This window comes from Paenibacillus sp. Y660 (genome assembly GCF_057221575.1).
In genome coordinates this window covers 66349-83894 of record NZ_JBXBBJ010000006.1, presented here as the reverse complement: position 1 = coordinate 83894, position 17546 = coordinate 66349, and the positions used below count along the sequence as shown (strand labels likewise).

Below are 17546 nucleotides of genomic sequence, written 5' to 3'. Positions count from 1 at the left end.
TAAATGAGGAGCATGATTATTATGTTGTTAAAAACACATCACTGCGGCCGTTTAACGAAAGCGGACGTTGGTCAAACTGTCATTCTGAACGGCTGGGTACAGCGTCGTCGCGACCTTGGCGGCGTACTATTTATCGATTTGCGCGACCGTTCGGGCATCGTTCAAACGGTTTTCAATCCGGATTTCTCTGGCGATGCATTGGCGATTGCTGACCGTGCCCGCAACGAATTCGTTCTTGCGATTCAAGGTACAGTCGTTGAGCGCGATGCAGAAACGTACAACGCGAACCTTGCAACTGGTGAAATTGAAGTGCGCGTTACCAAAATCGAAGTGATGAACGCTGCAAAAACGCCTCCATTCCCAATTGAAGACGGCGTAGAAGTAGATGAGTCGCTTCGTTTGAAATATCGTTACCTGGATCTGCGTCGTCCAGAAATGCAAAAAACATTGTTCCTGCGCTCGAAAGCGGCTAAAGTTTTCCGCGACTTCCTAGACGGAGAAGGCTTCATCGATGTAGAAACGCCGATTCTTACAAAAAGCACGCCGGAAGGCGCGCGTGATTACTTGGTGCCGAGCCGCGTACACGAAGGCGAGTTTTTTGCCTTGCCGCAATCGCCGCAAATTTTCAAGCAGCTCTTGATGGTTGGCGGTATCGAGCGTTACTACCAAATCGCACGCTGCTTCCGCGATGAGGATCTTCGTGCCGACCGTCAACCGGAATTCACGCAAGTCGACATCGAGACTTCCTTCCTGTCGCAGGATCAATTGCTTGCCATGATGGAAGAGCTAATGGCTAAGCTTCTAAAAGAAACGGTTGGCGTAGAGCTTGAGCTTCCATTCCAACGCATCACCTATGCAGATGCGATGAACAAATACGGCTCCGACAAACCGGATCTGCGTTTCGGCCTGGAAATTGAAGATATCACTGATATCGTATCAAGCAGCGATGTAAAAGTATTCGCGAGCGTAGCAGCTGGCGGCGGCGTTGTAAAAGCGTTGAACGCTAAAGGGTGTGCAAGCTGGAGCCGCAAGGAGCTTGACGACTTGCAGCCATTCGCTGCCCGTTACGGCGGTAAAGGCCTTGCATGGATTACGGTTAAGGAAGGCGAATGGCGCGGTCCGATCGTGAAATTCCTTAAACCGGAAGAGATTGCCGCTCTTACAGAGCGCCTGCAAGTAGAAGAGGGCGATTTGCTGACTTTCTCTGCGGACAAGAAAAAAGTAGTTGCAGACGTGCTTGGCAACCTTCGCTCGAAGCTGGGCAAAGATCTTGGTCTTATCGACGAATCGAAATTTAAATTTGCATGGGTAGTTGATTTCCCGCTTCTCGGCTGGGATGAGGATGCGAAGCGTTATGTTGCCGAACATCATCCGTTCACGCGTCCGAATGAAGACGATCTGCATTTATTCGATACAGATCCGGGACAAATCCGTGCGCAAGCGTACGATCTTGTTCTGAACGGCTACGAGGTAGGCGGCGGCTCCATGCGTATCTACAAGCGTGAAGTACAGGAGCAAATGTTCAAAGCGCTTGGCTTCAGCATGGAAGAGGCGCAAGAGAAATTCGGCTTCCTGCTTGATGCATTCGAATACGGTACGCCTCCACATGGCGGTATTGCTTTCGGCTTTGACCGTCTGGTTATGCTTCTTACCGGTCGCACGAACCTGCGTGAAACGATTGCATTCCCGAAAACGGCAAGCGCGACCGATTTGCTTTGCGATGCGCCGTCCGAGGTCGAGCTTTCACAGCTTGAACAGCTTCATATCCGCACGGTGCTTAAACCGAAGCAGCCGGTTGCCGCAGCAGCTGCAGCTTCTACGGAAACAAACGAAAAATAAGCGAATTGCGCTAAGGAGGCGGCAGCCGGATGCTTCATCAATTTTCACGGACAGAGCTGGCGATTGGGCCAGAGGGGCTTGCGCTTATGAAGGGGAGCACGGTTGCCGTGCTCGGCATCGGCGGCGTTGGCGGCATAGCTGCTGAGGCGCTTGCGCGGACAGGAGTAGGCCGCATAATTCTCGTAGATAAGGACGTTGTAGATATTACGAACGTCAATCGTCAGATTCATGCGCTCACGACTACCGTTGGTCAGCCAAAAGCGGAGCTTATGCGCGACCGGATTAAGCTTATTAATCCCGAATGCGACGTCGTAGCTTTGCGGATGTTCTATACGGAAGAAACGTTTGAGCAGTTTTTCGAATATCCGCTCGACTATGTCGTCGATGCATCCGATACGATTTCGTATAAGATACATTTGATCAAGCAATGCTTGGAACGCAAAATCCCGATCATTTCGAGCATGGGTGCAGCAAATAAAATGGACCCGACAAAGTTCCAGGTTGTTGACATTTCGAAGACGCATACCGACCCGTTGGCTCGTGTGATCCGCACGAAGCTTCGCAAGGAAGGCATCAAGCGCGGGGTTAAGGTCGTATTCTCGACCGAAACTCCGATGAAGCCGCGTGAGGATGTCACGAAGAAGATCGTTCCTGAGAATGCGCCTGAGATTCGCAAGGCTAAGCAGCCGCCGGCAAGCAATGCGTTTGTTCCGCCGGTTGCTGGTCTGATCATGGTCAGCGTCGTCGTAAACGACCTGCTTGTTGCAGGCGGAGTTGAGCTGTGAATGAAGCGCTTGTCAAAAAGCTGAGATTAACGCCGGAGATGAAGGCGCTTGTGCATAAGGCGCCTTCTGAACATTACTTGACTGAGCTAGGATTGAATGCAGATGCTACAGTTGCCGAGACGGATACCCAGTATGATTTTGTCCTTTCTTTGTGAAGTGGATCACCGATGCGAAGCGCGAGGAAACGCGTGCGAACCGAGTAGCCGCAACAATCGATAAGCTTGCGAGAGGGTTAAAATCTCCATCCGACAAATAAGGTACAACAAGCAGCCGTGCTGCAGAAAAAGCTTATGCGCTTTTTCTGTGGTACGGCTATTTGGCGCAGTCTAGTTGCAGCCTGCAAAAGCGCGTATCTGGCGAACAAATGTGCTTGTATGCTATGATCGTTATAACAGATGGCAGAAGGTTGGGAAGCGAAAATGGATTTATTTTCTTATCAACAGGAGGCTGAAATGCCGCGTGCAAGGCTGCTGGCAGACCGCATGCGGCCTCAGACGCTGGACGAATATATTGGACAAGAGCATATTGTAGGAACGGGCAAGCTGCTGCGCAGAGCCATTGAAGGCGACCAGGTATCGTCTATTTTGCTATATGGTCCTCCAGGCTGCGGAAAAACGACGCTGGCTCATATTATATCGCTGCGTACGGCAGGCGATTTCGTGAAGCTGAACGCGGTCGATGCTTCGGTTAAGGATGTCCGCGAGGTCATTGATCAGGCTCGCACGAATAAAGCGATGTACGGCAAGAAGACGATTCTTTTCTTGGATGAGGTGCACCGCTTCAATACAGCGAGGCAGGATGCTTTGCTGCCGGCTGTCGAGCAGGGCATTATAATCTTTATAGGCGCGACGACGGAAAATCCGTTCCACCATGTAAATGGCGCCTTGCTGTCCCGCTCGACCTTATTTCAATTGGAACCGCTTGGCGAGGCGCATGCCTATGAAGCGATGCGAAGGGCGCTTTCCGATCGGGAGCGTGGACTCGGATTTATGGATCTGCGAGCCGATGAGGATGCCCTGCACCATATTGCTGCTATGTCGGGAGGCGACATTCGCCGCGCGCTCAACGCGCTTGAGCTGGCAGCGGTCACAACGCCATCGGAGCAGGACGGCTCCGTTCACTTGACGCTTGAGGTTGCGCAGGAATCGATTCGCAAGCCATCGATCCGCGCCGACCTGTCGACGCAATATGATGTGCTTTCGGCCTTTCATAAGTGCGTTCGCGGCTCAAGCGACGCGGCGCTCTTTTGGTTTCTGTACGCAGTCGAGAAGCTGGGCATGGACCCGATGACCTTTATCCGCAGGCTGATCGTCGCTTGCAGCGAGGATATTGGGCTCGCGAATCCGCAAGCGATGATTCAAGCGGTAACCGCGATGGATGCCTATCACAAGATTGGCTGGCCAGAGGCGAAGTACAACATTTCACAGGCGATTCTATTTGCGGTAGAGAGTCCTAAATCGAACGCAACGGCTATTGCAATCAGCAATGCGGAGGCGGCTATTGAGCGGGCAGGAGGAGCGGAGGTGCCGCTTCATCTGCGGGATACGCATTATAAGGGAGCGCAGCAGCTTGGTCATGAGGGCTACAAGTATCCGCATGACTATCCGAATCATTATGTAGCGCAGCAGTATTTGCCTGACAGGCTTGGTGGAATGACCTTTTACAAGGCTACGGAGCAAGGGATGGAAGATAAAATCAAGCAAAACCAGCAAAAGCGCAAAGGCAAGTGATCGGGTTTCTGGAGCAATTAACTCTCATCGGGATACACAAAAAAGGGACATTCCTAAAAAAATAGGAAGTGTCCCTTTTTACATGCCATATGAGATTTAAGCAATTGAAAACATAAGTCCGAAATAACCGAATACAGCTGTCAAAATACCCATCAAGAAAGCAGGGATAAGCTTATTCGTGCGATACATCCAGACTAAGCCTCCAGCCATCAGCGCAGCAGCGGCGAGCATGAGTATGCTCTCGAAATGCAGCGTAAATTTTAAAGCGATGTCAGGGCTGAAGCTGCCTTTGTAGATCGATGTGAATAACGGTGACGGCGAGACGGTTTGCAGCGTCTCTTTCACCTTATGAGGCGGCGTTTGCTGTCCTAGGATGCCAGTTGCCGCGAGTACGAGCAGCGCGATGATGCTTTCCGCTTTTAGCCATCTGCTTGGGTTGAAGCCAGCGTCGCTTTTTGCTATTTTTTTGTACCCGAAGCCGTTCGTGTAGGCAAATAGCAGCAACGGCACAATCAATAAATGCTTGATTAGGAGCATTTGCCCATAGGGCAGCATCCAAGCGTTCACATACTCGGGAGTCGTGAATGACATGAGCACGATGCCCGCTAGAAGCGTTACAAGAACACTGATAATCGCGACCGGCGAAAACCAGCGCAGAAACGCATGCCAATTCGCATTATCCGTGGAAAACCAGCTTATGACGAATAAGATGCCGATCCATACGCTTACGGCAAGGAAGTGGGCGGAATGGGTAACTAATCCTCTAAAGCCGTAAAGCGAAGATGCATGACCTGCATACCCTAACCATACGATTAGCAAAAAAGTGACAAACAAAGCAACCTTAGGCATATGCTTGTCTCCCCGAAACGCCTTGAGCCCGAGCAGAAACGCTAGTCCCACAGAACCGATCGCTGTCCACACCCATGCCTTGCCGGTATTGATATCGAGCAAAATGCTTTTGAGAATCGAGCCGTATGTCATATCAAAGTCTTTGGCAAAAACGAGTGCGAGCTTATGGATGGGAACATATGACAAAATGGGAATCGCTATCGCGCATGCGAGCAGCAATCCGTTCGGTACCTGAAGGGAGGGCCTTCTGTCCTCCGGCACAAGCCGCAGCACCAGGGTTCCCGTCAGAATAGCGAAGCAAATGTATAGAAGGCCTTCGCTGATATAAATCATTATTTGCGCCTCCGCATGAACAATACGAGTGCGGCAACCACTATTATCGCTCCAATAATGATAGCGGGCGTATAATTAGTACCTTCGTTATCCGTTGTTGGCTCTCTTGAATTCACGGCATTGTCTGCATCTGGAGAAGCAGTCGGCGCAGCCGTCTGAGCAGGCGCTTCGGCCGTAGCTCCCAGTTCAGCTGCAGGCTCCTCCGTCACGACTTGCTCTTCGACAGTAAACGCGTAATCGCCTTCCACAGAGTGGCCGTCTGCCCCGATGATGGTCCATTTTACGGTATAGATGCCGTTTGGCAGAGAGGCTGGCAAAGCACCGCTCATCGTCACTCCGCTGACTTCGACCTTATCTTTCTCCATTTCCTCGCCAGCGGCATTCACTATTTTAAAATTGCTTAGTTTCTCGATCTTGGTGTTGAAGGTAAGCTTTATAAGCTCTGGAGAGATGTTAACCGTCGCACCCTGCGCAGGCACCGCGGTTTCTAGTTTGGAATGGGCAAGAGCAACGCCGGGGACAAGCCACAGAGCTGCCAGGCATATAAGCAAAATCCGTTTCATTTGTAATCCTCCTACAGGTTTTTTATCTAATTTGTTACTCAAGCTTTTTGCATTATAACAGATACGGCGAAGCGTTAGCTTAACATTAAATGAGCATTTCGTAGCGGCTTTATGAACATTTGTTGAAGTCTGCTATGCCGGCTGATTAAATAACACGAGTCGAGACGAGAATCCGCGTATTAAGGCTAGCCTATGGCGAATACATATAATTACAGTCAGTAGAACGGATTAACCTTGCGGTATTACCGTTTGACGCGGCGGCTTGGCAACTTGGAGAGCTCTTACATTACACAAAGATCGCCGTATCTTTGTTCCAAAGGGAGGTGTACCTGTCATCGCATGGCAATTGCCCCTAATGCGAAGGACAGGATATCGTTGAATGGACCCATTACCGGTTAGTTTGTCCCTGGCGCTAATTTTGTTTTTGGTTTTTCTGAACGGTTTTTTTGTAGCGGCCGAGTTTGCAATGGTGAAGGTGCGAGGGAGCCGAATTGATACGCTCGCTTCCGAAGGGCATTCGCGGGCCAAGCATGCCTCACTTTTGACGGGTAATTTGGATGCCTATTTGTCCGCCTGTCAGCTTGGCATTACGCTTGCATCGCTTGGGCTTGGATGGATTGGCGAGCCGGCCGCAGCCAAACTAATCGTGCCGTTTTTTAGCTATATCGGCATACGCAATGAGGTATTTATTCATACATTCTCCTTCATCCTCGCTTTTTCCTTCATTACAATGCTGCACATCGTATTAGGGGAGTTGGCGCCTAAGACGGTAGCTATCCGCAAAGCTGAAAGGATTACGCTGTTAACGGCGACTCCGCTCATCTACTTCTACAAGATCATGTACCCGTGCATTTGGGTGCTTAACGGCATGGCCAATCAGCTTCTGAAGCGAATTGGCATAGAACCGGCGACCGAGAAGGATGCCGCGCATACCGAGGATGAAATTCGTATTTTGATGAAGGAAAGCCACAAGAATGGACTCATTGACAATACGGAGCTTACGCTCGTAGATAATATTTTCGATTTTACCGAAACGAATGCACGCGAAATTATGATCCCCCGCACGGAAATGATTTGCTTAAATACGAGTCATTCGCTTGAAGAGAACAAGAGGCTTGCACTGGAGCAAATGCTGACCCGGTACCCGGTTTGCGAGAATGACAAGGATAATATTATTGGCTTCGTTCATATCAAGGACCTGCTCAAGGATACGACGCATAGCCTGCAAGATATAAAACAAATTACGAGGCCGATTACGACCGTGCCCGAGTCGATGCAAATTAGCATGCTGCTGAAGCTGATGCAAAAGCGAAAGTCTCAAATCGCGATATTGATCGACGAGTATGGCGGCACTTCAGGCTTGGTAACACTAGAGGACATCATGGAGGAAATCGTTGGCGAAATCCAAGACGAATTTGACGAGGAACGCGAGCATCTTGAAAAAAAGGACGATGGCACTTACTCGGTCAGCGGACTCATGCTTATCGAAGAGGTGAACAGCTTCTTCGGCCTTGATATCGAAACGGATGATTACGACACAATCGGCGGCTGGATCTATTCGAAGATTGAAATACCTCCAGTCAATAACCAACGCGTGAAGTATGCGGAGGAATGCGAGTTCATCATAGAAGAGACAGATCACCTGCGTATTTCACGGCTTATCATTCGCAAGATCGGTGAACGAGCGGGAGGGCTGAATGATCAGCATTTTGGTTAAAAGTTTTGAAAAAAAACAGACTGCTCAGACGCATCGAAAATCTTGCGTTTGAGCAGCCTTGTTTTGTAAAAAGATTGTTATGCCTGCTTAGCGAGTGCTGAAGCGGCGTCAATCTTTTGAACGGTTTCAATCGTACCGCCGCCAAGACAAACCTGACCGTCATAGAGGACGACTGCTTGACCTGGTGTGACCGCTTTCTGCGGCTTATCGAATACGATATTTGCCGTGCCATCCAAATTGTACGTTACGCTGACACCCTGATCCGGCTGGCGATAGCGGAATTTGGCTGTGCAGCGGATCGTTCCGGCTTCGGTTACCGGTACAATCCAGTTCATGCCGCTAGCCGTCAGGCTCTCGGAGTAGAGACTTGGATGCTGCTCGCCCTGTACGACGTATAAAATGTTGCTCTCCAAATCCTTGTCGGCTACGAACCATGGCTCGCCGTTGCCTGAGCCGCCGATGCCGAGTCCTTGGCGCTGTCCAAGCGTGTAATACATGAGGCCGTCGTGACGGCCCTTCTTCTCGCCGCTTTGGATATCGATCATATCGCCTGCTTGCGCGGGCAAATAGCCGCTGAGGAACGTCTTGAAGTTGCGCTCCCCGATAAAGCATACGCCGGTGCTGTCTTTCTTCTTAGCGGTATATAGACCAGCCTCCTCGGCAATGCGGCGTACCTCAGGCTTCGGAATATGACCGATCGGGAACATCGCTTTCGCCAGCTGCTTCTGATTAAGGGCGCTTAGGAAATAGGTTTGATCCTTGTTCGAATCCACCCCGCGAAGCAGCCTCGTAACGCCGTCTTCCGTACGCTCCACTTGTGCATAATGGCCTGTTGCCAAATAATCGGCGCCAAGCTCCATGGCACGCTGCAGGAAGTCGCCAAACTTGATTTCACGATTGCACATGACATCTGGATTTGGCGTACGGCCGCGCTTGTATTCATCCAAAAAATAAGTGAATACTTTATCAAAATATTGCCGTTCAAAGTTAACGGTATAGTAGGGTATGCCGATTTGTTCACATACGCGGCGAACGTCTTCCGAATCCTCTTCCGCCGTGCAGTGGCCGAATTCATCAGTATCGTCCCAGTTTTTCATAAAGATGCCGACAACGTCATAGCCTTGCTGCTTCAGCAGCAGCGCTGTGACGGAGGAATCGACGCCGCCTGACATGCCGACGACCACTCTTGTCGAATCTTTTGGTTTTTCCATCGTAAACACCACCTTGCTTGAATCAAACATATTCTATTGTAACATAGGCAGAAAACTTTTTCATGAAGATGTCAACCTTTTTTCACACGATGGTCGTTTGATATGTTAACATATAAGGGAACTGGGAATACAATGATTTAAGAGCCTACTGATCAGACACATTCATTAACAGCCCATAAAACAAATAAAAGAGGTGCCATTTTGAAAATATCGACGAAAGGCCGTTATGGCTTAACCATTATGATGGAGCTTGCGGCTAAATTTGGTGAAGGCCCGACTTCGCTCAAGAGCATTGCAGAGAGAAATCAGCTTTCCGAGCACTATTTGGAGCAGTTAGTAGCACCTTTGCGTAATGCAGGACTTGTGAAAAGCATACGAGGCGCTTATGGCGGCTATATTTTATCCAAAGATCCAGAGACGATTACTTCAGGGGATATCATCCGTATTCTTGAAGGGCCGATCTCGCCTGTAGACTTTACCGAAGAGGATGATCCGGCTAAACGTCAATTATGGCTGCGCATTCGCGACAGCATTGCAGAGGTGCTTGATTCGACGACGCTTGCTGATCTGATCAACTTTGAAGATGAAGGCAAGCCTGACAGCTATATGTTCTATATTTAAAATGATGCGAAGGAAGGGCGGTCTGATCGCCCTTTCCATCCCACTCTAGCAATAGCTGTTTGGATATAGTCCTCCGATTATTTAACAGCATAAGTCCACTGAAGTGGACCCTTCAACCTATCCCCTGAGGATGCACTTGCTTCGTTTCTTACTACCTTCTTTAATGCGTGTCAATAGCGGTTGTGCTATACTCTAGTACATGAAAACACATACTTGTTCAATATTTAAAGGAAGATGACCTATGAAAATACATTATTTTGATCACGCCGCCACGACGCCTATGCATCCAAGCGTCGCAAGCATCATGCTTGAGCTCATGCAGGGACCTGGAGGCAATTCATCCAGCATGCATGCTCTCGGACGAGCTGCGAAACAGCAGCTTAACCGCGCGCGCGATTCCATTTCTGCTGCCCTTGGCTGCAAGCCGGCGGAGCTATTGTTTACTTCCGGTGGAACGGAAAGCGACAATGCTGCTTTGATCGGCGCCGCAAGAGCGCAGCGCAAGCGCGGCAAATCACATATTATAACTTCAGCGGGCGAGCATCACGCCGTTCTTCATACATGCGAATGGCTTGCCAAAGAAGAAGGCTTCTCATTAACAGTATTGCCTTTAGACCGCGATGGACGTACATCTCCAGAGCTCGTTCAAGCGGCTATCACGCCGGAAACGGGACTTATCAGCATTATGCATGGAAATAACGAGGTGGGCACCTTGCAGCCTATCGAAGAAATCGGGCAAATCGCGAAGGCGAGCGGCGCGATTTTTCATGTTGATGCCATTCAATCGTTGGGCACGATTAAATACAATCTAAATGAGCTGCCAGTCGATTTGATGAGCTTCTCCGCGCATAAGATCAATGGTCCGCAAGGTGTCGGAGCGCTTTATGTCGCAAATGGGACGCTGCTCGAAGCGATTCAGCATGGCGGATCACAAGAGAGAAAGCGCCGTGCAGGCACTGAAAATATCGCCGGAATCGCTGGTTTTGCAGCAGCTATTGACATTTGTGTGAACGAGCGGGAAAATAAGCAACCTTTTATGGACAAGCTTCGTAAGAGATGGATAGAACTGCTGCAAACGCATGTAGAAGCACCAATCGTGATAAATGGCAGCGAGCATCATTATTTGCCGCATATCGTCAATATCAGCTTTATCGGCGTCGATACAGAAACGATGCTGATGAATTTGGATATGGAAGGCATCGCTGCAGCAAGCGGTTCAGCTTGCACATCCGGCGCGCTTGAGCGCTCGCATGTTCTTCGGGCTATGGATTTGCCGGAGGAACAAATTCAATCTGCTGTAAGATTTAGCTTCGGTTTGGGGAATACTTTAGAGGAATTAGAAGATGCCGCACAAAAAGTTGGAACAATCGTGAGGCGTATTCGTAATAACTACTAGGAGGACTCCGACTAAGCGTGATTAAACTTCAACAGCTTATTGGGCTTCCCGTTATCGTTATCCATTCCGGCAAGCTGGTCGGCACCGTCAAGGATGCTTGGTTCGATGAGCATTGGCAGTTGAAGGGGCTAATCCTCGATTGTGCCAAGTGGTTTGCTTCATCTGTGAAAGTAGTGGAGTGGTCACACGTATTATCCTGTGGGGATGACACCGTTATTATTTCAAGTGAAGCTGCGATCACGAGGATGAAGTCGAAGCAATTGCTGCGTTCATTTTACACAGGATTAGTGAAATTAAAGGATTTGCCAGTTGTTACTGTTCAAGGTTTGCAGCTTGGCCGTGTATCGGATGTTTATTTTTACCCAAATCAGGGTACACAAATAGTAGGCTACGAGCTTACGGACGGTTTTGTTTCGGATCTGATGGAAGGGCGCAAATGGCTGAAGGTGCCGAGTGATCCGGATTGTGTGTTGCTCGGGGAAGACGCGATTATTGTTCCTGCTGTCAGTGAAGCGGAATTGGAGCCTGTCGCAGCTTCCAATTTCAGAGGATAGGGAGAAATGAAAGATGATGAGATGTCCGAATTGCAATTCGAAAGATATCGGAAAGATTGGTTCCCACCAGTTCTATTGCTGGGGGTGCTTCATTGAATTGACGGTTAACGGCGACAAAATGTCGGTTTACCAAGTGGAAGAGGATGGCACGTTAAGCTCGCTCGACGACTTGTTCTTTGAAGAGGAAATACCGCAAATTCACGTCAACTGATGTGCTTTGTCATAAAAATAAAAATATAAAGAGACGGTCTTCGGCCGTCTTTTTTTTGCTATTCAAGGATGATTTTCACCCCATGTACATATACTGAATTAGTTCCGCTTGTCCAGCCTATGGAGAGCCGGAATAAGAATGCTCGGGGGTGAGGACGGTGGAGCGTTTCACAAAGAGCCGTCTGTTTGTATGGCTTATATATCTGATTTTAGGCTTGATCGCCATTTTTCTCTTGCTGCTTATAAAGCCGCTCATCGTGAGCGTATACATTTTTTTGAAGGCTGTCCTTGCGCCATTCATTATCGCGATGATCATTTCCTATGTGCTGAACCCGATCGTTACGATGCTGCATGATCGAAAGGTGCCTAGAACGATCGCCGTATTGCTGATCTATGCAGTCTTCTGTGCGGTCATTACCGTGCTGCTTGTTAATTTGATACCGATGTTTATCGAGCAGGTGCAGGAGTTGAACCGTCATGTGCCGGAGCTGTCGATGCGTGCCCAAAACATCGTTACAGACATAAACAATACTTCTTTTTTACCGGAAAGCATTCGCAGCGGTGTCAATAAATCGCTCATTAACATCGAGAAGAAGCTGTCGGAGAGCTTGTTTAATTTTGTGAACAATATCGGCTCGATGGTCAATGCGCTGTTCATTGCGTTCATCATACCGTTTCTCGCTTTCTATATTTTAAAGGACTTCGACGTATTTGAACGAACGGTCATTACGTACGTACCGAAGTCGCATCGCAAAAACACAGTCAGGCTGCTGAAAGATATCGATACCGCTCTTGGCAGCTATATCCGCGGTCAGTTTTTGGTTTGTGTTATTGTTGGCGTTCTTGCGTATCTCGGTTATATGTTAGTGGGGATGCCGTATGCTTTGCTGCTTGCGAGTATTGTCGCCATAACGAATGTCATTCCTTATTTGGGACCATTCTTTGGAGCAGCACCCGCTATTCTGATGGCATCAACCGTTTCACTCAAGCTGGTTATACTTGTGGCGATCATTAACACGTTATGCCAAATTCTCGAAGGGAATGTCATTTCGCCGCAGGTTGTCGGCCGAACGCTCCATATGCATCCCTTGTCGATTATTTTTGCTTTGCTCGTCGGAGGAGAAATTGCGGGTATTGTCGGGATGATTTTAGCCGTTCCTATATTCGCAGCCTGCAAAGTGATCATTCAGCATATGTTCGCGTATTATGTGCGAAGAAAGATTATTTGACAGGCGGAAAGCGTGTGGCTATAATTTTAAAATAATCGTGTCATTTATATGTGGATAAAGCGTTGACGAATTGAAGTAAGCCAATGCCCGTTAACCAGAGAGAAAGCTTCTTCGCTATTGCTTCTAGATGAAGCTTGTGGCGATGGTTGAGAGAGCTTTTATAACGAAGGGTGGCCGAAAGCTCTTTTCGGAGTGTGAATGAACTTCACCGGTTGGACCCGTTAATGTCTAATGAAGGCGATTGCTTATGCTGCATGCAGCAGAGCAATAACCAGGGTGGTACCGCGAATCTATTCGTCCCTGTCTATGACAGGGGCGTTTTTGTGTTTTATCATTTAAAGGGGGCTCATACTAATGAAAGCTAGTGAAATCCGGGCAAAATGGCTTGCTTTTTTTGAAAGCAAAGGCCATAAAATCGAACCAAGCGCATCGCTCGTACCGCATAACGATCCGTCCTTGCTTTGGATCAATGCAGGCATGGCACCGCTGAAAGCATATTTCGACGGTCGCATCATACCTGAAAACCCGCGGATTACGAATTCGCAAAAATGTATCCGCACAAACGATATTGAGAACGTGGGGAAAACACGCCGTCACCACACCTTTTTTGAAATGCTGGGCAACTTCTCAATCGGAGACTATTTCAAGGAAGAAGCGATTACTTGGGCTTGGGAGTTTCTGACCGAGCCGCAATGGATCGGCTTTGATCCGAACCGCTTGTCGGTAACAGTGTATCCAGAGGACGAAGAAGCTTTCGCATTCTGGAACACAAAAATCGGCCTTCCTGCAGAACGTATCTACAAGCTGGAGGAAAACTTTTGGGATATCGGCGAGGGCCCTTGCGGACCTTGTACGGAAATCTTTTATGACCGCGGCGACAAGTATGGCGATCTGTCTGATCCTGAGTGCTGGCCAGGCGGGGAAAATGAGCGTTTCCTAGAAGTATGGAACGTCGTGTTCTCGCAATTTAACCATAACAAGGACGGCAGCTATACGCCGCTTCCAATCAAAAACATTGATACAGGCGCGGGACTTGAGCGTTTTGCTTCGATTTTGCAGGATGTGGATTCAAACTTCGATACGGATTTGTTCCGCCCGATCATCGACCGTACCTGCCAGATTGCAAAGGTAAGATATAAAGCGAACGAAGACCATGATATTGCGCTTAAGGTCATCGCTGACCATATTCGTACCGTTGCTTTCGCAGTAGGCGATGGCGTAATGCCGTCTAACGAAGGCCGCGGCTACATTATTCGCCGATTGCTTCGCCGTGCTGTTCGTTATGGAAAAACGATCGGCATCGACCGTCCTTTCCTGCATGAGCTTACTTCTGTCGTCGGCGAGGTAATGGGCGTATACTATCCGGAGGTAGTGGCTAAACGCGAATTCATCGAGCGCGTAATTCGCACGGAGGAAGAGCGATTCCATGAGACATTATCTGACGGTTTGACTATGCTGTCCGAGCTGGTAGCAGCTGCTACAAAAGCAGGCAACAAAGAAATCAATGGCGACGATGCATTCCGCCTATATGATACGTACGGCTTCCCGTTTGATTTGACGGAAGACTTTGCTTCGGAGAACGGTATGACGGTTGACCGTGCCGGCTTCGATGCAGCGATGGAAGCTCAGCGCGAGCGCGCTCGCTCAGCTCGTCAAGATACGGGCAGCATGAAGGTTCAAGGCGGCCCGCTTGGCGATTTTACGGTTAAAAGTGATTTTGTTGGCTATAATGTACTGGTAACTGAGTCTCAAATCCTTGCAATCGTACAAGATGATGTGCTCGTTGATGCCGCAGCTGAAGGCAGTAAAGTAGTCGTCATTCTTGATCGCACGCCTTTCTATGCGGAAAGCGGCGGACAGATCGGTGACAAAGGAACAATTACAGGCAATGGCTTTGCCCTTCAGGTCGAAGATGTGACAAAGGCGCCTCATGGCCAGAACGTACACCATGCAATCGTAACGTCAGGCACCGTGCGCACTGGCGAAACAGCAAAGGCGACCGTTACAAGCGCAGTGCGTGATGATGTTATTAAAAACCATACCGCTACGCATTTGCTTCATAAGGCGCTCAAAGAGGTGCTTGGCGATCACGTCAACCAAGCGGGCTCCCTTGTAGAGGCAGATCGGCTTCGTTTCGACTTCTCGCATTTTGGCAGCATAACAGCCGAAGAGCTGGTTGAGATCGAGCGCCGTGTCAATGAGCAAATCTGGCTGGGCATTGCTGTATCGATCGAACTGAAATCGTTGAATGAAGCAAAAGAAATGGGCGCTATGGCATTGTTTGGCGAGAAGTACGGCGATGTCGTACGCGTCGTACAGGTTGGCAGCTACAGCTTAGAGCTATGCGGCGGCTGTCACGTAGGCAATACTTCGCAAATTGGACTATTCAAGCTGCTCAGCGAGAGCGGCATTGGTTCTGGCGTGCGAAGAATTGAAGCGGTAACGGGCAAACATGGGTATAATTATTTGGAAGGACAGCTCGAGCTGCTTAAGCAATCGGCTTCACTTCTGAAATCGAACACTAACGATGTTCCTAAACGGATCGAAGCTTTGTTCGGGCAAGTGAAAGAACTCTCTCGTGACAACGAATCGCTGCAAGCGAAGCTAAGCCGAATCGAAGCGGGCTCGCTCGAGCAAACTGCAAAAACAGTCGATGGCATTACAGTGTTGTGCGCGAAAGTAAATGCTCCTTCCATGGACGCGCTTCGCGGCATCGTCGATGAGCTGAAGCTGAAACTTCCGTCAAGCGTAATTGTTCTGGGAGCTATTGCGGATGACAAGGTGAATCTGGCAGCTGCGGTTTCGGCGGACCTTATTAAGAAAGGTTTCCATGCTGGAAAAATCGTAAAAGAAGCTGCTGTACACTGCGGCGGCAGCGGCGGCGGACGCCCGGATATGGCGCAAGCAGGCGGAAAAGATACTTCCAAGCTGGATGAAGCATTGAATCTTGCGGAAGAACTAGTTCTTAATCAAACAAATGTGATATGATATAAATGTATATCCGATTAGAAAGCGGTTTGGAAAGCGAGGTGCTGGCGATGAGTTCCATGGACAATACAATGAAATTTAACGTGAAGGCGGAGGGGGTTGAATCTTCTCAAGACATTCTGCTATCGGTGCATGAAGCGCTTCTAGAGAAAGAGTATAATCCGATTAACCAGATCGTTGGGTACTTGCTGTCCGGAGATCCCGCGTATATTCCGCGGCATAACAACGCCAGAAGTTTAATTCGCAAGAAAGAACGAGACGAATTAATTGAAGAGCTTGTCCGGTTTTATCTAAACCACAAGAAACAATAACAAATTAGGCAGGAGCCGGACAAGACATGAGATTGATGGGATTGGATTACGGTGACCGCAACATTGGAGTTGCAGTCAGCGACGCCTTTCGTTGGACCGCTCAGGGGACCGGTGTCATAGAACGCAGACGCGATGGAAGCGAATTTGACCGCATTGCCGACCTGGTTAAGGAGCATGAGGTTAGTGAGATCGTTGTCGGTCTGCCAAAAAATATGAACGGTACCATCGGTCCACGTGGCGAAATTTGTATGGAATTCGCAGAACAGATTAAGCAGAAACTAAACATACCTGTTCACCTTTGGGATGAAAGGCTGACAACGGTAGCTGCCGAACGAACGCTAATAGAAGCGGACGTCAGCCGGAAGAAGCGAAAGCTTGTAATAGACAAAATGGCGGCAACGCTTATTTTGCAAAATTATCTCGATTCTAAAGCGAAAAGGTGAGGGTAAACATGACAAAAGAAGATCTGGAATTCGAAGAGCCGGAAATTATTTATATCCCGGATGAAGAAGGCAATGAAGAGGAATTCGAAGTCATCATGAAGTTTGAAGTTGATGGTTCCGATCAGAAATATATGATGGTTGTGCCTCTTGCAGGTGAAAATGACGAGGAAGATGAAGTATACGCTTTCCGTTATGAAGAAGAAGGCGATGACCTGAAGCTTTACACCATCGAAGACGAAGAAGAATGGAACATGGTCGAGGAAACGTTCAATACTCTCCTTGGCGAGATGGAGGAAGAGAACTAATGTCTGGCACAGAGCAGGAAGGGCCAAAGAAGCTCAATAGCTTGAGAACTGCTTTTGGCAATGAAATAGAATTGGAAGCAGATGACGGCAGCGTAGAAGTCTACGATATCAAAGCTGAATTTCAGCTGGGAGATCGTATTTATGCAGCCCTGCAATCGGATCCGATGCGTGGCGAGGAAGATGTAGAGCTTTTCCGCGTTATCCAAGTTGACGGTGAGCCGCAGCTGGAGAACATCGAGGATGATGAAGAGTGGGAAGCAGCTTCAGAGGCGTATGACGATTTGTTGTTTGCCACTGACGAGCGTCCTTAAGGATCAGAAGCATATATGCTTGAAGCAAGAGAGCGGCTTATAACCGCTCTTTTGTTCCATGTTCAGGGACTATTGTAAAAGAACGGCATTGAGCAATCTTTTTTTGGTTAGGAAGCTGAGCCGCCAGCGTATGGTCTCAGCATTTTTGCCT

General features: G+C 48.8%; 19 protein-coding genes. 16 read left to right on the top strand and 3 right to left on the bottom strand.

Features of this window, described 5'->3' with window-relative positions; all coding sequences use genetic code 11:
- The first annotated feature begins 21 nt into the window (after nt 1–21).
- The 5 genes from aspS to AC2TDN_RS09580 all read left to right on the top strand — a co-directional run bounded on the left by aspS (nt 22) and on the right by AC2TDN_RS09580 (nt 4354).
- Nucleotides 22–1839 carry an aspartate--tRNA ligase gene (gene aspS, locus AC2TDN_RS09600; protein ID WP_484687797.1) on the top strand — a complete coding sequence of 606 codons (1818 nt, stop codon included), beginning with the start codon at nt 22–24 and terminating at the stop codon, nt 1837–1839.
- A 29-nt stretch (nt 1840–1868) separates the two neighbouring features.
- Entirely contained in the window at nt 1869–2624 is a 756-nt protein-coding gene (locus tag AC2TDN_RS09595) for a tRNA threonylcarbamoyladenosine dehydratase (protein WP_482066479.1), read from the top strand.
- Nucleotides 2621–2779 carry a hypothetical protein gene (locus tag AC2TDN_RS09590; protein WP_484687796.1) on the top strand — a complete coding sequence of 53 codons (159 nt, stop codon included), beginning with the start codon at nt 2621–2623 and terminating at the stop codon, nt 2777–2779. The genes AC2TDN_RS09595 and AC2TDN_RS09590 overlap by 4 nt, the downstream gene beginning before the upstream one ends.
- Nucleotides 2776–2880 (top strand): YdeI/OmpD-associated family protein, encoded by a 105-nt coding sequence (locus AC2TDN_RS09585; RefSeq protein ID WP_484687795.1) that lies wholly within the window; start codon nt 2776–2778, stop codon nt 2878–2880. The genes AC2TDN_RS09590 and AC2TDN_RS09585 overlap by 4 nt, the downstream gene beginning before the upstream one ends.
- Before the next feature lie 163 nt (nt 2881–3043).
- Nucleotides 3044–4354, top strand: a complete 1311-nt coding sequence (locus AC2TDN_RS09580; protein WP_484687906.1) for a replication-associated recombination protein A — start codon at nt 3044–3046, stop codon at nt 4352–4354.
- Between the two features lie 96 nt (nt 4355–4450).
- Here the strand turns inward: AC2TDN_RS09580 and AC2TDN_RS09575 are convergent, their stop codons facing one another.
- A complete protein-coding gene (locus AC2TDN_RS09575) occupies nt 4451–5536 on the bottom strand; it encodes a copper resistance D family protein (protein WP_484687794.1) in 1086 nt (361 codons plus the stop codon).
- Nucleotides 5536–6099, bottom strand: a complete 564-nt coding sequence (locus tag AC2TDN_RS09570; protein WP_484687793.1) for a copper resistance CopC family protein — start codon at nt 6097–6099, stop codon at nt 5536–5538. Before AC2TDN_RS09570 ends, AC2TDN_RS09575 begins: the two co-directional genes overlap by 1 nt.
- 379 nt (nt 6100–6478) lie before the next feature.
- On the opposite strand from AC2TDN_RS09570, the gene AC2TDN_RS09565 reads away from it, so the two are divergent.
- Complete coding sequence (locus tag AC2TDN_RS09565) at nt 6479–7816, top strand: hemolysin family protein (protein WP_484687792.1); 1338 nt, start codon at nt 6479–6481, stop codon at nt 7814–7816.
- Between the two features lie 77 nt (nt 7817–7893).
- Here AC2TDN_RS09565 and mnmA read toward each other — a convergent pair whose 3' ends face one another.
- Nucleotides 7894–9027, bottom strand: coding sequence for a tRNA 2-thiouridine(34) synthase MnmA (gene mnmA, locus AC2TDN_RS09560; RefSeq protein WP_484687791.1), 1134 nt, complete (start codon nt 9025–9027; stop codon nt 7894–7896).
- Between the two features lie 201 nt (nt 9028–9228).
- Between mnmA and cymR the strand changes: the two genes are divergently transcribed.
- The 10 genes from cymR to AC2TDN_RS09510 all read left to right on the top strand — a co-directional run bounded on the left by cymR (nt 9229) and on the right by AC2TDN_RS09510 (nt 17395).
- Complete coding sequence (gene cymR, locus AC2TDN_RS09555; RefSeq protein WP_053374835.1) at nt 9229–9648, top strand: cysteine metabolism transcriptional regulator CymR; 420 nt, start codon at nt 9229–9231, stop codon at nt 9646–9648.
- Nucleotides 9649–9889: 241 nt separating this feature from the next.
- Nucleotides 9890–11044 carry a cysteine desulfurase family protein gene (locus AC2TDN_RS09550; protein ID WP_482066487.1) on the top strand — a complete coding sequence of 385 codons (1155 nt, stop codon included), beginning with the start codon at nt 9890–9892 and terminating at the stop codon, nt 11042–11044.
- Between the two features lie 17 nt (nt 11045–11061).
- Nucleotides 11062–11598 (top strand): PRC-barrel domain-containing protein, encoded by a 537-nt coding sequence (locus AC2TDN_RS09545; RefSeq protein ID WP_484687790.1) that lies wholly within the window; start codon nt 11062–11064, stop codon nt 11596–11598.
- A gap of 13 nt (nt 11599–11611) precedes the next feature.
- Entirely contained in the window at nt 11612–11809 is a 198-nt protein-coding gene (locus tag AC2TDN_RS09540; RefSeq protein ID WP_053374838.1) for a hypothetical protein, read from the top strand.
- Nucleotides 11810–11966: 157 nt separating this feature from the next.
- Nucleotides 11967–13037, top strand: coding sequence for an AI-2E family transporter (locus AC2TDN_RS09535; protein WP_482066489.1), 1071 nt, complete (start codon nt 11967–11969; stop codon nt 13035–13037).
- 354 nt (nt 13038–13391) lie between these two features.
- A complete protein-coding gene (alaS, locus tag AC2TDN_RS09530; protein WP_484687789.1) occupies nt 13392–16025 on the top strand; it encodes an alanine--tRNA ligase in 2634 nt (877 codons plus the stop codon).
- Nucleotides 16026–16075: 50 nt separating this feature from the next.
- Nucleotides 16076–16336: an IreB family regulatory phosphoprotein gene (locus tag AC2TDN_RS09525; RefSeq protein ID WP_053377682.1), complete on the top strand. Its 261-nt coding sequence runs from the start codon at nt 16076–16078 to the stop codon at nt 16334–16336.
- A 26-nt stretch (nt 16337–16362) separates the two neighbouring features.
- A complete protein-coding gene (gene ruvX, locus AC2TDN_RS09520) occupies nt 16363–16779 on the top strand; it encodes a Holliday junction resolvase RuvX (protein WP_139990931.1) in 417 nt (138 codons plus the stop codon).
- Between the two features lie 8 nt (nt 16780–16787).
- Nucleotides 16788–17084, top strand: coding sequence for a DUF1292 domain-containing protein (locus tag AC2TDN_RS09515; protein ID WP_169082700.1), 297 nt, complete (start codon nt 16788–16790; stop codon nt 17082–17084).
- Nucleotides 17084–17395 (top strand): DUF1292 domain-containing protein, encoded by a 312-nt coding sequence (locus AC2TDN_RS09510; protein WP_484687788.1) that lies wholly within the window; start codon nt 17084–17086, stop codon nt 17393–17395. Before AC2TDN_RS09515 ends, AC2TDN_RS09510 begins: the two co-directional genes overlap by 1 nt.
- Nucleotides 17396–17546: the final 151 nt, after the last annotated feature.

Coding starts and splice junctions, on each gene's coding strand:
- aspS (WP_484687797.1), top strand. CDS start 22: ATGTTGTTAAAAACACATCACTGCGGCCGTTTAACGAAAGCGGACGTT.
- AC2TDN_RS09595 (WP_482066479.1), top strand. CDS start 1,869: ATGCTTCATCAATTTTCACGGACAGAGCTGGCGATTGGGCCAGAGGGG.
- AC2TDN_RS09580 (WP_484687906.1), top strand. CDS start 3,044: ATGGATTTATTTTCTTATCAACAGGAGGCTGAAATGCCGCGTGCAAGG.
- AC2TDN_RS09575 (WP_484687794.1), bottom strand. CDS start 5,536: ATGATTTATATCAGCGAAGGCCTTCTATACATTTGCTTCGCTATTCTG.
- AC2TDN_RS09570 (WP_484687793.1), bottom strand. CDS start 6,099: ATGAAACGGATTTTGCTTATATGCCTGGCAGCTCTGTGGCTTGTCCCC.
- AC2TDN_RS09565 (WP_484687792.1), top strand. CDS start 6,479: ATGGACCCATTACCGGTTAGTTTGTCCCTGGCGCTAATTTTGTTTTTG.
- mnmA (WP_484687791.1), bottom strand. CDS start 9,027: ATGGAAAAACCAAAAGATTCGACAAGAGTGGTCGTCGGCATGTCAGGC.
- AC2TDN_RS09550 (WP_482066487.1), top strand. CDS start 9,890: ATGAAAATACATTATTTTGATCACGCCGCCACGACGCCTATGCATCCA.
- AC2TDN_RS09540 (WP_053374838.1), top strand. CDS start 11,612: ATGATGAGATGTCCGAATTGCAATTCGAAAGATATCGGAAAGATTGGT.
- alaS (WP_484687789.1), top strand. CDS start 13,392: ATGAAAGCTAGTGAAATCCGGGCAAAATGGCTTGCTTTTTTTGAAAGC.
- AC2TDN_RS09525 (WP_053377682.1), top strand. CDS start 16,076: ATGAGTTCCATGGACAATACAATGAAATTTAACGTGAAGGCGGAGGGG.
- ruvX (WP_139990931.1), top strand. CDS start 16,363: ATGAGATTGATGGGATTGGATTACGGTGACCGCAACATTGGAGTTGCA.
- AC2TDN_RS09515 (WP_169082700.1), top strand. CDS start 16,788: ATGACAAAAGAAGATCTGGAATTCGAAGAGCCGGAAATTATTTATATC.
- AC2TDN_RS09510 (WP_484687788.1), top strand. CDS start 17,084: ATGTCTGGCACAGAGCAGGAAGGGCCAAAGAAGCTCAATAGCTTGAGA.